Annotated in this window: 8 protein-coding genes; 6 read left to right on the top strand and 2 right to left on the bottom strand. The window is 34.9% G+C overall.

The annotated features are described in order from the left end of the window. The 6 genes from AAC037_RS06030 to AAC037_RS06055 form a co-directional block, all read left to right on the top strand. Positions 1–777, top strand: a 777-nt coding sequence (locus tag AAC037_RS06030) for a glycosyltransferase (RefSeq protein ID WP_339902139.1), incomplete at its 5' end; no start/stop codon positions are given. A gap of 257 nt (positions 778–1,034) precedes the next feature. Beyond that, positions 1,035–2,234, top strand: a complete 1,200-nt coding sequence (locus tag AAC037_RS06035; RefSeq protein ID WP_339902140.1) for a delta-aminolevulinic acid dehydratase — start codon at positions 1,035–1,037, stop codon at positions 2,232–2,234. Between the two features lie 74 nt (positions 2,235–2,308). Further along, complete coding sequence (locus AAC037_RS06040; RefSeq protein ID WP_339902141.1) at positions 2,309–3,070, top strand: WecB/TagA/CpsF family glycosyltransferase; 762 nt, start codon at positions 2,309–2,311, stop codon at positions 3,068–3,070. A gap of 69 nt (positions 3,071–3,139) precedes the next feature. Then, entirely contained in the window at positions 3,140–4,195 is a 1,056-nt protein-coding gene (locus AAC037_RS06045; protein WP_339902142.1) for a glycosyltransferase, read from the top strand. Between the two features lie 71 nt (positions 4,196–4,266). Next, positions 4,267–5,229, top strand: coding sequence for a hypothetical protein (locus AAC037_RS06050; protein ID WP_339902143.1), 963 nt, complete (start codon positions 4,267–4,269; stop codon positions 5,227–5,229). A 110-nt stretch (positions 5,230–5,339) separates the two neighbouring features. Continuing rightward, positions 5,340–6,353, top strand: coding sequence for a glycosyltransferase (locus tag AAC037_RS06055; protein ID WP_339902144.1), 1,014 nt, complete (start codon positions 5,340–5,342; stop codon positions 6,351–6,353). 152 nt (positions 6,354–6,505) lie between these two features. On the opposite strand, the gene AAC037_RS06060 is transcribed toward AAC037_RS06055, so the two are convergent. Together AAC037_RS06060 and AAC037_RS06065 are read right to left on the bottom strand one after the other, a co-directional pair. Next, the gene (locus AAC037_RS06060; RefSeq protein ID WP_339902145.1) at positions 6,506–11,635 is read right to left on the bottom strand and encodes a malectin domain-containing carbohydrate-binding protein; all 5,130 of its coding nucleotides are present in this window, start codon (positions 11,633–11,635) and stop codon (positions 6,506–6,508) included. A gap of 872 nt (positions 11,636–12,507) precedes the next feature. Further along, positions 12,508–14,716 (bottom strand): malectin domain-containing carbohydrate-binding protein (locus AAC037_RS06065; protein ID WP_339902146.1); only part of this gene is annotated, 2,209 nt, incomplete at its 5' end.

Below are 14,716 nucleotides of genomic sequence, written 5' to 3' on the forward strand. Positions count from 1 at the left end.
TTGGTCGGTAAATTTTTTGATAAATTTATTTACATGGCCAATGATGATTTTATCAACAATGTCAAAGTCCCGAGATGGATGAAAGCCTATACGACCTTTACCCAATCCAGACTGGTTAAAACGGCTACATTTAATTTAGCCACGGCAAAAAAGTTGGTGAATGACTTCTCAGAAATTAACTCTAAATCTTATGAGTTACCTCTAGGAGCTCCTGAGTTTTCCAAAGTTGATATTAACCAAATATCATTGGATAGGCAGGATGAAAAGATAAAAGTGGTATTGCTTGGGTTTATAGATAAGAAAAAAACACCTCTAGTACTAATTAATAAAATATTGGGTATAGAAAATGTAGAGTTGCATTTGATTGGTCCTATAAAGGATGATTTTCTCGAACATATTGTTCAGAGGGATAAAGTAATAGCTCATGGAGTAATGACGGGAGATCCTTTAAGTATAAAATTATTAGAAATGGATGTGGCCATAGCCCCCTATTATATGGATGATCCCAATACAGGTAGAACGCCTAATAAAATGTGGCAATATTTGGCAACCGGGAAACCTGCGGTGATAACCAATCTGCCCAATGTAAGACATTGGGAGTTCCCCAAAGGGACAGTTTACAAGGCAAATAATGACGATGAATTTGTGTCTTTTATAAAACAGGCCTTTTTGGACGATACAATGGAATTGATAAAGGAAAGAATAAATATAGCGGCTAATAATTCTTGGAGCAAAAGAGTTGATCAACTCTTGACTTTTATTGAAAAGTACTATTAATAAGTATACAGAGAAGGTCTAGAAGGGAATTGGTTTAAGGTTAACTCTTTCACCTTTTTATTGATTTGGGATAATTTCTCTTTTCGAAACCGCTTTAGTTTTTTATTGGTTGTTAATGAATTGGGAATGTATATAAGACTTGATTTTTACCTGAGTAGGGTTTGTCAAAATTATTGTTTTGGCTATAATAATTATTGTCCTAGAGGATAATGCCTCTAGGTGCGAATTCTTACAAATGTTACCTAAAAAATATTACAATGAGTGAATCAGTTGATTTTTTTACCTCTTTTGGCCAATTGGAAGCCTTTTGTTCCCAAGAGGAGTATAAGGGGTATGACCCTTACGATAGTTTGAATAGTAGGCTGTTTCAGGCTGTTCCTTTGCTTTCAAAATCACGTTTTGCAAAACTTGCTTGGACGCAATTCTTTAAGAGAGCACCTCTTAATTTAAGGCCATTAGTGGGTGTTCCAAAGGAGTACAACCCAAAAGCATTGGGTTTATTTCTAACTAGTTATTGTAATTTGTATGAAATTGATTCTCAATCAGCCTACCTAGACAAAATCAATTTTTTTGGAGATAGAATATTGGAGCTCCAATCCAAAGGATGGAGTGGAAGCTGCTGGGGGTATAATTTTGATTGGCAGGCTAGAGCGTTTTTTCAACCAAAATATACACCGACAGTAGTTGCTACCACCTTTATCGCATGTGCTTTGCTTGATGCTTTTGCTATCACCAAACGGGAGGAGTTTTATAAAGCTGCAAGAAGTGCTTGTGATTTTGTTTTAAAAGATTTGTATCGTACTTATGACGATAAAGGAGATTTTTCATTTTCCTATTCACCTTTAGATAAGAGTGTTGTGTTTAATGCCTCTCTTTTAGGTGCTCGGCTCTTAAGTCGGGTTTATTCCATATCAGGAGAAAAGGAATTGTATGAAGAAGCAAAGAAGGCAGTCAATTTCGCTTGTGGTTATCAACAAGAGAATGGAGCATGGAGCTATGGTACCCTGCCATTCCATCAATGGATTGACAATTTTCATACAGGATATAACCTTGAGTGTTTGTCTGATTATGCTCGGTTCACAGGGGACCAATCATTTGACAGCTATTTGAAGAAAGGCTTTGAATATTATATTCAAACATTTTTCACAGCAGAAGGGATTCCAAAATACTATAATAATAGTATTTATCCTGTAGATATTCATGCCCCTACTCAGTTACTGATTACTTTGGATAAGTTAGGTCAGTTTGAAGAATATAAAGAATTGGCCGTAAAAGTTATGAGATGGACTGTAGATAATATGCAGTCTTCCAAAGGATATTTTTACTATCAAATTAACAAACACTTTACATCGAGAATTCCATACATGCGTTGGGCCCAAGCCTGGATGTTTCTATCTTTTACTGTCTTGTTTAAAAATGATAGAAGTCTTTTCTCAAGAGGAAGTAATGACGAATGATAATTGTATACAATATTTTTAAAATAAGCCCAGATTAATTAATTGATTGTTTAGGTTATTAAAACGAAAATCTGATGAAAGAGGTAAAAAGAATTAGTATTTGTAATGTCCCTGTAGACTCCCTAACCATGGATGAAACAGTAGCATTGATAGATCAAAGCATCAAGAGGAAAGAAAATTTACATCACGTGGTGGTGAATGCAGCTAAACTGGTAAATGCTCAAAAGGATCCTGAATTAAGAGCATCAATAGTGGAATGTGATATTATTAATGCTGATGGTCAATCTATAGTTTGGGCTGCAAAATTTCTTAAGGAATATCTACCTGAAAGAGTTGCAGGCATAGACTTGATGGATAATTTGGTGGCTTTGGCGGCCAGGGAAAATTATAAGATTTTTTTTCTAGGAGCCAAGGAGGATGTTGTAAATAAGGTTGTCAAAATTTATTCAGACAAATATTCCCCGAAGATTATTGCGGGATATAGGAATGGTTATTTTGGGAAAGAAGAGGAGTTGGACATTGCCAATCAAATTAAAGAATCTAAGGCGGATATTCTATTTGTGGCAATGAGTTCTCCTAAAAAAGAGATTTTTCTAAATAAGTATAAGGATGTTATGAACGTACCCTATATCATGGGTGTTGGGGGTAGTTTTGATGTGGTCTCAGGAAAGGTAAAACGGGCCCCGGTATGGATGCAGAATATCTGTCTTGAGTGGTTTTATCGTACCATGCAGGAGCCGGGAAGGATGTGGAAACGTTATCTTACAACCAATATCGCCTTTGTGAAATTACTCTTTACTGAAAGGTTTTTTCCTTCCAATAAAAGTAAAATCTAGTATAACCTAACCGTCGCGATATTGAAAGTCAAGGATAAACCAAGATTGCTTTTAGTCAATAACTATAACATGGAAAAGGCTTATCATCTTTGGGAAAAGGGTGAAAGTGGGAGTCATCATGTTTGGGGAAAAGTAGAGTTGGAAACAAGAGGAAATGTGGAAGTTGAAATATTTCCCCATGAGAAATACCGTATACTCAATAAGATTGGTAATATTTTTGGAATAAAACACCTTGACCAACAGTTGAGAATATTATTTTATGGTAAGCATTATGATATTTTATATGCTCCCTACTCTTTGTCAAATACCAGGTTGTTGATTGTATTGAAACTATTAGGTATCTACAGAAAGCCTATTCTAGTAACCATACACCAGCCTTTTATGAAGACAAACTCCACCAATAAATTTTACCGCTGGTTGAGTAAAAAATTCTTGTTTCAATATGATGGTATCATCTTTCTAAGTGAAAAATTGAAAGAGATTGCAGTGAAAGCATTGGATATAAGGGACAAGGATCAATTGGCTAGGATTGATACAGCTCAGTGGGGACCTGATACTAATTTTTATAATAAAATCACATGCAAAGAAGGAGATAAATTAAATTATTTCATTAGTGCAGGCCATACTTCAAGAGATTATGTCACCTTAATAGAGGCTTTCAAAAAGATGGACCATGAGCTTAAAATATTTTGTACACCAAAATCTAAACCTCAGATGGATAGGCTGCCTTCTAATGTGACCATTAACTCTTCTTTCATTCCGTATGAAGCATTGCTCAAATACTACAAAGAATCTATTGCTATCTTAATTCCCTTAAAATATCCATTGATTCAAGAGGGGTGTCAAGGGATGACTAGCTTACAAGACGTAGTTGCCTTAGGAAAACCAACTGTAATCACTGAAAATCCATGTATCAATATAGATGCAGCCAAGGAAGGGTTTGGAATTACAGTTGGTAAAGGTGATGTTCAAGGATGGATCAATGCCGTTGAACTTATAGCAAATGATAAAGGTGCCCATTTAAGAATGAGTAATCAAGCAAGGCGTGTGTATAAAGAAAAATTCAACGCTGAATTATTTGGAGAAAAATTAGAGAAGGCTGTTCTCAAAATTCCTTTAAGATAGTTATATTGGAAAATTGTTTAAAGCCTGGAAATCTATTTGACATTTTTAATTAGTAAACAGAAATTAAAGGTATGAAATTGTTTGGTCTAACCAATGTTTCAATTGAGGACAAGTCAGATTATCGATTTGAGGAGTTGAATGAATCTAGGTTTATAAAAAATGTGATTGAGGAGTTAAAAGACCTTTTGCAGGAGAGGTTTGATGATTTTGAATTTTTCATTTACTCCAATCATAGGGTAAATAAAAGAGCTCCGGATTCTGGGACGGATATCATGCCACCAAGTGGGGATTATAAGTCTAATAAAAAGAAAATACTTCTTTATTTTTCAGATGAAAGAGGCTTGGACCCAAGTAGCTTTTCTGATAAATATTTTGCAATTTTTAAATCCTATATCGGAACGAAAGCTGTAGCAAGGAACGTTTTTCCATTAGCATTAGGTTTTGTAAATGCAGTTCCTGAGTTACCCAATAAACCAATTAAGGATAGGAAATACAATGTTTTCTTTAGGGGGAACTTAAACATGAATCGCATTAATTTTTATCGTGTGTTTTCAAAATTTGGTTTTTTGTTGCCTCCCGAGAAAATTTTGACCCATGATTACTACAGAAAGTTTTTGTTAAAATTAAAAAGTGATTTTAGCGCTTTCTTTCCTGAATCGATTGTAATTTTTAATAATGGATTCAAGGCAGGTTATACCCCTGAGAAATATGGTGAAGTATTGGCAGATTCTAAAATTGTTTTGTGTCCCAAAGGATTTTTTATGACAGAGTGTTTCAGACATTTTGAAGCAATGCGTGCTGGCTGCGTAATTATTTCCGAACCATTACCTGATACGCCATTCTACAAAGATTCTCCACTTATTCAAATAAAAGATTGGAACGAGGGGTGTAAGGTGGTCGAAGATTTATTGAATGACGAAAGCAAGCTAGAAGAAATTCATAGAAAAACACTTTCTTGGTGGAAGGAAAAGTGTTCAGAGCAAGCCACCGCCCGATATATTATAGAAAACATTGAAAAATTGGAGCTAAATTAAATTGGCTGCTGTATATGAAAAGGAAAATTAAAGTGCTTTTGATAAACTCATATTCCTTTGAAAAAATATATGATAATTGGAAAAATGGAATAAATCCAAGTCATTACCTCATGGGTAAAATTGAATTGGAAGAATCCGGAGAGTTTCAAGTTGATATCCACCCACATCAAAAATACAAATGGTTGGATACGGTTGGGAAGCTGATCAAAATTCCATTTCTTGATCAGCAGGTTAGAGCATTGTCTAAAATTAAAGATTACGATCTGATATATATGCCTTACCCAATCTCAATTAGCAAGTTGTTTACTTTTTTTAAATTTTTTGGGCTGCTTAAGGTTCCGGTAGTTGGTTTAGCTCATCAAAATTTTATTTATTATAAAAATAAAAACTCAATTCTGAATAAGGTGGGAGTTAAGCATTTGCGTCAAATCGATGCTTTCGCATTTTTTTCAAAAAATTTGATGTTAAAAACCCAAGAGGATTTAAAGTACAATCAATTGGAGAAAGATAATAAATGTTTTTCTGTTAGTTGGGGAGCGGATGTGGATTTTTACAAAAATATAGAAACAAAAAGGGATCAGACTGAAGTCCTTTATGCCGTTTGTGCAGGTACAGCAGACAGAGATTATGACATACTTATCAAGGCATTTGAAAATATCCCTATTAACTTAAAAATTTACTGTACACCCAACACAATTCCAGCATCTACTCATTTACCACCAAATGTTTTTATAGATACATCTTGGGTGCCATACGATCAGTTATTGGAAGAATATGTTAATTCCTCCTTTATTATCATTCCCTTAAAGGAAGAGATAAGGGAAAAGGGGAATACTTATGGGTTAACAGTATTATTGGATGCCATGGCTGTGGGCAAACCGGTGTTAATGACCCAGCATTCTTTTTTAGATATTGACATACAAAGTGAAAAAATAGGTCTTTGGGTATATGATAACACGCCGGAAGGATGGAGTAAAAAACTTCTTCAGATGGTAGGAGGAGAAACAGATCTCGACGCTATGGGTAAAAGAGCAAAACAGCTTCATTTGGAAAAGTATAATATTCGAAATTTTGCAAACCAAATGGCAAATGTTTTCAAAACAGTCTTAAGTCGAAGACGGTAAATTGTCTACCAAGGCTAATTTAATAATTCCTGCCCTACTTAATCGTATTACCTCGCTTTTTCCTATGATCGTTCTGAGGTGTTTTTTGCTCATAAAACAGGGCCTCCAATAAGTTGGGGACCCTGTGATTAGACAAAATATTATAATAATCTTTAAGGATTAACAATAAGTCGCTGTTTGTTGATGATGGTTTGCTCATTGCTGATACTCACAAGATAAATGCCCTTAGATAGATTGTCAAGAGGTACATTGAATTGATTATTAGCAGTTTTGATGCTTTCCAAATCAAAATGACTTACCAATTGACCACTCATATTGTGAATGATTACTCTTCCTTCACCAATCTCAGCATTGAGTTCCAAAGTGGCTCTCCCTTTGGCAGGGTTAGGGAAGATTCTTATTTTATCCTCATCGGTTGTTTCAGGTTCCACTTCCATTTCTTTGTATCCCCTGTTATACATTTCCTTATATCCTCTGTTAAAGGAATCTTGAGTTGTTCTCAAATTAGCAGCTATTTCTGTGCTCTTAGCGGCATTTCCTATAATTGCAATTCCGAAAATGTTAGCATTATTCACTGAAGCTGTCAATTCTAGAGCCAAAACCCCGTTAGTTACTTCAATATCCTCAAAAGACATTATAGTTGGTTTGTTATTGTTTTCGACAAAAAGATCGAAGTCCTTTTTAACCACCTCTCCTTGAATAGAAATGTCATAAACCCTTTTTCCTGCTTTAGCAGTACCCCCGGCATATCCAAACCATACTTCATTGTGCATGGTAAAGACTGTATAAGTTCCATTTGGTACAGGAACATTATAAACTAGATGTTTACCACTTCGTTCTGTTTGGAAAAGTTTTTCCACCTCTGCATTAGAATTGTTGTACCGTCCGGTATTATCACTATAATATTGGGCTGTTTTAGCTTCTGCCAAATAAGTAATACCACTTAATGTAGCATCCTCATCACTACCTGCGTTTAAGAAGAAAAGATGATCGGAACTAGGGGTCTGTTGTGGAGAATCTGTTCCTTTTTGGATAATTGATATACCGGATATTGAGGCATTGTTCACACTAGCTTCAAGAGCCAAATTTAACGTGCCATCTTTTATTTGAACATCCTCAAATGTTAAGATCGTTTGTTGGTTGTTATTGTGTACAAAGATGTCGAAATTATTAACTACTACTTCATTTTCTATAAGTATATCATATACCCTTCTCCCTTTTTTTGCAGAGGAGCCTCCTTTACCAAAATAAAGCTCATTGTGATAAGTCTTAACGGTGTAAGTACCATTTTCTAGAGGTATATCAAAGTTCAATTGTTTGGCATATCGTTCTGATTGGAAGATTTTATCATCGCTGGCACTGCTGTTTGAATAGATTTTCGAGGAAGAACTATTGAAATAGTCGTTACCGGGCTCGAAGCTGGTTTCTTCAAATACTACTGCCTCAGAATGGCTGGTATTGATATGCATTTCGAAACTTTCTGATACATCTGGCTTATTAGGGGATGCTGATGAAACGGGAATTATACCTATTCCGGAAATAATACTATTGTTAGCAACCGCAGTGAGGTCTATATTTAAAAAGCCATCACTTACTTCTACGGAATTGAAGGTTAGAATAGTCTCTTGGTTATTATTTTCTAGATATAGGTCTAAATTATTTTTTACTAATTCACCTTCAATAGAAATGTCGAATACTCTTTGACCTGCCTTCTCATACCTGCCACTTTTTCCGAAATAGACTTCATTGTGGTAAGTTTGTATTGTGTAAGTTCCATTTTCAAGAGGGATTTCAAACAAAAGATTATCTTCAAATCTTCCTGATTGAAACAAGACTTCATTGCTAGCTTCCTGATTGTTAGAAATATTTGATCCTTTAGAGGCAAGGTATTCCCGATCAATTCCTTGAAATTTCTTACCATCATAATTAACAGTTCCTGTAAACCCAATATGGTAATAAGTAGCTTCTAATGTTTTTTCTAATTCATTTTCAGCTGGTATGCTTTCATTTTCTTCGATAATTTTCTCATTAACCGTGAATTCAATTTCAGATGAAGTGTTTACTATACCACCTTTGCTAGTAACAGTAGCCCATACATAATTTTCTCCAGATGGGATTTCATCTAAAACAGCCAAAAATGGTTTTTCAGTGCAGGTACCTACTAAATTCAAACCACAATAAAATTCAATTTTTTCGATATTGTCGTCCAAATTGGTGATTTCACTGATCAGTGTAAGCTGGTCTCCTTCTTCTATATCACTAATATCTTCCTTAATAAATAACTCAATAGAAGGTTGCTTAACAATTTCAAGGGAGGAAGGTATAATTGCAACGGCAGAGATTAAAGCGTTATTTGTAGAGGCTTTCAAATCCAAGTTTAAATATCCATCCTTAACTTCGATGTTGTTAAAGGTAAGAATAACTTCTTGGTTATTGTTTTCTTTATACAAATCTAGGTCTTCCCTTACTACTTTGCCCTCCAAGGCAATGTCAAATACGCGTTGACCTGCTTTCTGAGACTTTCCATTCTGACCAAAGTACAGTTCATTATGGTAGGTTTGGATGGTATAACTACCATTTTCTACGGGGATTTTGAACAGAAGTTCGTTGTTAAATCTTGCCTCCTGGAACAATGGTTCATCACTTCCGCTTTCGTTTGTTGAGACATTTGTTCCTGTAGAAAGCAAATATTCGCTATTTAGTTTTTCAAATGTATTACCATTGTAAATAATCTGGTCATTATTTCCAAAATGGTAATATGAACCTTCAGTTGATTTTTGAGGTTTCTCAACCACCTCATCCTTTTCAATTATATTAGCGCTTGAAACACGGATCAGAACCATTGAACTATAGGCAGGTATGGTTACTTTTCCGGAGAATCTCTCCAATTTGGCATTAACATATTCTCCTGCCAATGCGATTGTTTTACTATTTTTAGTAGGGTTGTACTCAAATAAAATTTCTTCATCAGGATTAATGAAAGATGCCTCAACTTCTATAAGTTCCAAGTCATCTATCCAATATGTGAAATTTTCCTCATTTACTGCTATCATCAGTGAAACTTCATCGGCATCCACATATGGGGAAATAAGGACTTCATTATTACTTACTTGAGAAGTTATAGAGAAAGTGCTCATGGCTGAAAGTTGTTCCCATGGACTTCCTGTGTATCTTAAATAGGCTTGAATATTACCTTCTTTATTTGAAACAGCATTAAATTTGAGTAAGTAGGTTTTGGTTTTTTCTAAACGGCCTAGATTTATTTTAAGTGAACTTTTTCCGGAGGAGCTAACTTTCATGGCTCCACCGTTTAATTTGTTATTGCTGTCCCACGACTGTGTACAGTTATTGCAGGATACGCCCCTGGTATTGCTGTTAAATGCAGCATTCTCATAAAAAAGATCACCAATTTTTTTAGTTATTGAGTAAGTAGCAATATCTACTGTATTGCTAATTGATTGAATATCTTTTGCAAACTTATCTTTCCATTGCTTAAGGTCATCCATAGCACTATAAGTTTGTCCATTTTTTTCGTACTGACTTTCTATGCTAAACTCGTCTCCAAAAGGTCTGAAAAAATAGTTATAATTAAAGTCAGCCATGTCAACGAGATCGTTTTTATAGGACTTTACAGCATAAGAGCGTTGATCAGTAGTTTTTGAAAAATACTGATTGTTTTCGATGGTAATGTTTCTAGTATCTTCTCCTATGTTACTGTTTCCTAAGGTGATTGAAGCACTTGCGTTAAAAAAAGTATTGTTCGAAACCTTAATAGTGTTTGCATTGGACATTTTTAGACCGCTGTTTCGAATATTGCCCACAGTGTTTTCAGTTATTTCAATATTGTTAGAGTGATCATCTAAGAAGATTCCTTCGGCGAGAGGTTTGTAATTAATACCTTTGTCAGGGATCCCTCCCTCACTTCCCATACTGTTGATAACAATATTCCCTTGAATTTTTCTTCCTTTATAACCTTGATATTGAACCCCACCAAAGGTGTAAATACCTCCCCCGTCACCTTTTATCTGACAGAATTTGTCGACAAAGTTGTTTTTTACTGTAGTGTAGTTGCCATTGAATTGAATGCCGTTAAATCCAGAATTGATTACGTGGTTGTTTTGAACCAAGATATTGTCGCCATAAGCAAATATTCCTATCCCAGCTGCATCTTCATTTTGTGTTCTACCGGCTATCAATGCTGTATTACTGATTACATTATCTCTTATGATGGCATTGTCATTTCCATACCTAAGGTATAAAGCATTGTTATAAGTGTCGTTTATGTTACTTCTTTCTACCAACAAATCCAAAACTTCTAATGATAGAAGACCATTTTCTCCCGAAAAGTTGATTTCAGAATCACTGATTTTAATGTTGTTTCCGCCCTCTAATCTGATGGCACTTTTGTTTGCACCTTTAAAGTTTATGTTTTCTATACTGATGTTAGTATCTCGATAGTCTTTTATAAGTAGGTTATCAAGTGTACTTACCTCTACCTTCAAAGAAGATGGGGTGTTGGTGCCGAAGTATACGTTGATTTTTTTGGTTGAAGGATTGAAGTACCATTCTCCAAAACTATCAAGGGTGTTAATGTGGTTTTGAATAAAAAAACCATAGTCTTTTTGAGCCTTATAGGCACTGTTATTTCCATTGTAACGAATCTGTCCACCATTGTGAGAAGATATTTGATGGGTGTCAATTATCCACTGGTTCTTTTTGATAACTACTTCACCATTATTCCAAGAAGGAGATCCGCCCAACTCACTGCTTGAAATTAAGTAGTTACTCACTAAATCTTCAATTTTAAGATAACCTTCATTGGCAACATCGCTATTGGGGTATCTTCCCAGTTCATGAGCTTCGCCATTGATCAATAAAACCTCAATAGTGTTGGTATTGATTGATGATTGGCTTTCATATACTCCATTGCCAATAGCTCTCCAAGCACTTACAGTTTCAAAAGAGGTGATGACAGGTTTAGCCCCTGACCCGTAAGCTCCAATCTTTATGGGAGCATTTGAAGTTCCGGATGCACTTATATGTAACGTGCCGAAAAAAGTTTCACCTTTATTGAATAAAATGGCATCCCCAGGCTTGAGGTAATTAAATACTGAATTGACCTTATCAATAGACTTCCAAGGGGTAGCAGGATTTTGAGCTTCTGCCATTGATCTGCTGTCATCACCTCTTTCTTGAGAAACGTAGTAATTGGCTGCAAAAATATTAGAAAGTGGTGCTGCCAATAAAAATAGAACGGTAAGAGAGAAAAGTAACGCTTTCATGGTGCTGTAGTTTTAAGTTAATTTTATTATTGTTTTACATTTTCCTTTTCAGGAGCTTGTAAACTTTTTGTCCCACTTTTTTTGATTTATAAAGTCTCAAAATGGTATTTCAATTAAAAGAATCTTGTTTTTTGATTTTCATATATATCAAAATGAAATTCTAAAAAAGATTACTATTCCAATAATAAACGGTATAAAATTTTATAATGCAAATATTCTCTCAGCTAGAGGTAGTGTGTAAAAAGAGCTGATATTGATTATTTTCAGTAGGTGAAAAGTATATTGCTTTTGGCAAGCTAAATTTTGTTGGTGATCTAAATTTTTTTGATGAAATTTTTTTTTATTTTTTTTAAAATTTCTAATGTGTTGATATAATTGGAGGTTTTTAATGAAATTATACTGATTTAATTGATGTGTAGAAGAAGAAGTTGAATAAGGCTTTAGCGATAAATAAAAAAATTAATAAAGAGGTGTAGATTTTTGTAGCTGTGTAAGCCTAAGAAAATCAGTGCTTTTAGGGTGGTATTTAGTGGGTAGGGTTTAATTTAACCCCCATAATTTGGAGCTGATTGAAAGATCATGGGGGTCAAATAATGGAAGTAAGAGGTAATAATGTTTTTGATTTAACTCGGAATATGTTTTAGGATTATTATTCGGTGCTGAAATTGAAATCGGCCATTTCTTTGCTATTTTCAATTTCACCCTAGCAGTGCTATGCTGTAATATCCAAATAGTCTGATTTTTTTGCGATTGTAATATTTATCGCAAATTCTATTGTATAATCGGGTTTTATTATATCTGTTCGCAATTATAACAAAAAAAAGGGCCTTGTTTTAACCAAGGCCCTTTTCACTAAATTTTTAAATTCTGTTTTAAGGAGTAACAGCGAGCCTTATGCGCTCAATAATACCTGTTTCGGAGGTTAGGGTAATGATATAAACTCCTTGTCTTAGGTTTTGAACCGGTATTTCATAATTTCCATTTGAATTTTTTACTTCTTCTGCATTTATAAATGAAATTAGCTGACCATTGAAATTGTGGATGCTGATAAAGAAATCTCCTAAATCCTGACCGGTTTGGAGGGTAGCATAAGAACTAGCAGGATTTGGGAAGATTTTATTTTCTAAAGACGTATTGAAACTATTTTCTCTCGTAAAGGTATTGGTAGAAGCCTCTTCAGTTTCAGTAATCAATTGTCTTAAATTGCTATTACCTAAATTGAATTTTTCACTTGGGAAAACTGCAATCCCGGACACCAAAGCATTATTTATACTTCCTTCAAAGTCAAGGTTCAATACACCATCGGTTACTTTAATGTTTTCAAACCGTAAAGTTACAGGCCGGTTTGAATTTTCAACATATAAATCAACCTTGCTCTTTACTGTGGTGTTTTCAATATTAATATCAAATACCCGATTATTTTCTCCTGTTTTGGAAGTAATCTCTCCAAAGTAGTTTTCATTATGATAGGTAATTACAGTGTATTCTCCGTCTGATACTGGGAATTGATAATTTAAAGATTTACCAAAACGATTGGACTGAAACAATTTGTCAGAACTAGAACTAGGGACATTGTAAGGATAAGAGTCAGAAGGTATCTGAATTTTACTGCCCTCAGAAACGAAGTTAACCCCCTGAAAATCTGTGTCTGTGTCGCTTCCTACATTGATGAAAAAAGAGTCTGTTTCTAAATCATTATTTAATCCACTCATAGGGATAATTGCTATTCCGGCAAGGAGGGCATTATTTACAGAAGCCTTAAGCTCTATTTTAAGTTCGCCATTCTTTACCATTATGTCGTTAAAAATCAAATTGGTCTCCTGATTACCACTTCGGGCAAAAAGGTCAAGATCATTTTTAACTAACTCATTCTGAATGAATATATCAAAAACCCTCATTCCTGTCTTCCCATCAGGATTTTTTTCTCCAAAATAATTCTCTATATGGTAGGTTTCTACCCTATAAACTCCATTTTCGACCGGTATTTTATATATTAGGTTTTCCGCAAATCTAATCGTTTGAAATATCGGTGAGTTGGAGGCGTTTTTGTTTTCCGAAGTTCCGGAATTTGAGAAGTACTTAGTAGAATAATCAGATACGAAAAGATTTCCCTCATGGAATTCATCATCAACTCCACCTACATTGATGAATTTAGCCCCACTTAAATCTGGAATTGGTATTTCTACGTCTAATCCTTTTTCAACGATAGAAAAACCGGAAATTATAGCGTTGTTGCTTGAGGCTGAAAGGGTTAAGTCTAAATTTCCATCCTTTACCTCAATGTTTTCATGGGTGAGGACAACAGGTTCGTTTTTGCTTAAATTATATAAATCAAGTTCTGAATACTTGGTTTCGTTTTCAATCTTTACATCAAATACTCGCTTTCCTTTGCTGCCAGTTACCCCGTTTAGACCAAAATGAACCTCTTTGTGGTAGGTTTTGACTGTATATATGCCATTAGGGACAGGTATTTGGTAGTAAAGGTCCTCGTTAAACTCAGCTGAACCAAATAAGGTTCCATCTTGATCTCTACTATTTGAACTACCTGATTTTATATCAATTGTTTTAGTAGACACATATTCATTACCCTCATAATTCACCTTATCATTCGAACCTAAATTGACATACAAAGAATAACCATCGCCTACTGATGGGGGGGTGTATTTGTTTTCTTCAGAATTGATTTCAATAGATATGGAAGAGGAACTTGCAATCGTTTTGTCGCTATCGTTTATAAGCACCGCCTTTACTGAATGATTTCCAGTGGATGTGTTTTTCCAAGTTATGCTGAATGGATGATCTGTGCTACTCCCGATCAATTGATCTCCACTATAAAAATCAACTTGCTTGATATCCTCATGTGAAGGGGTTACCTCTGCAGTGATTTTGATTGCCTCACCCACTTGATAATTGCTATTCGAACTAGGGGAAGCTATACTGACTTTATGTTCAATAGCGGGAGGAGGTGTAGGCTCAGTGGTTTCGCTTGAGGTTTTGACTAATAATACAGACGAGTAAGGCTCTATTTGTATTTGTCCTGAGTGTGAATTATTCTGCAAATCTTTAAAAGTCCCATTTAAT

Origin of the sequence: uncultured Cyclobacterium sp. (assembly GCF_963976465.1) — a bacterium.
Lineage (GTDB): Bacteria > Bacteroidota > Bacteroidia > Cytophagales > Cyclobacteriaceae > Cyclobacterium.

Excerpts from the sequence above, each read along its gene's own strand:
- AAC037_RS06035 (WP_339902140.1), top strand. The coding sequence starts at position 1,035 with ATGAGTGAATCAGTTGATTTTTTTACCTCTTTTGGCCAATTGGAAGCC.
- AAC037_RS06040 (WP_339902141.1), top strand. The coding sequence starts at position 2,309 with ATGAAAGAGGTAAAAAGAATTAGTATTTGTAATGTCCCTGTAGACTCC.
- AAC037_RS06045 (WP_339902142.1), top strand. The coding sequence starts at position 3,140 with ATGGAAAAGGCTTATCATCTTTGGGAAAAGGGTGAAAGTGGGAGTCAT.
- AAC037_RS06050 (WP_339902143.1), top strand. The coding sequence starts at position 4,267 with ATGAAATTGTTTGGTCTAACCAATGTTTCAATTGAGGACAAGTCAGAT.
- AAC037_RS06055 (WP_339902144.1), top strand. The coding sequence starts at position 5,340 with ATGGGTAAAATTGAATTGGAAGAATCCGGAGAGTTTCAAGTTGATATC.
- AAC037_RS06060 (WP_339902145.1), bottom strand. The coding sequence starts at position 11,635 with ATGAAAGCGTTACTTTTCTCTCTTACCGTTCTATTTTTATTGGCAGCA.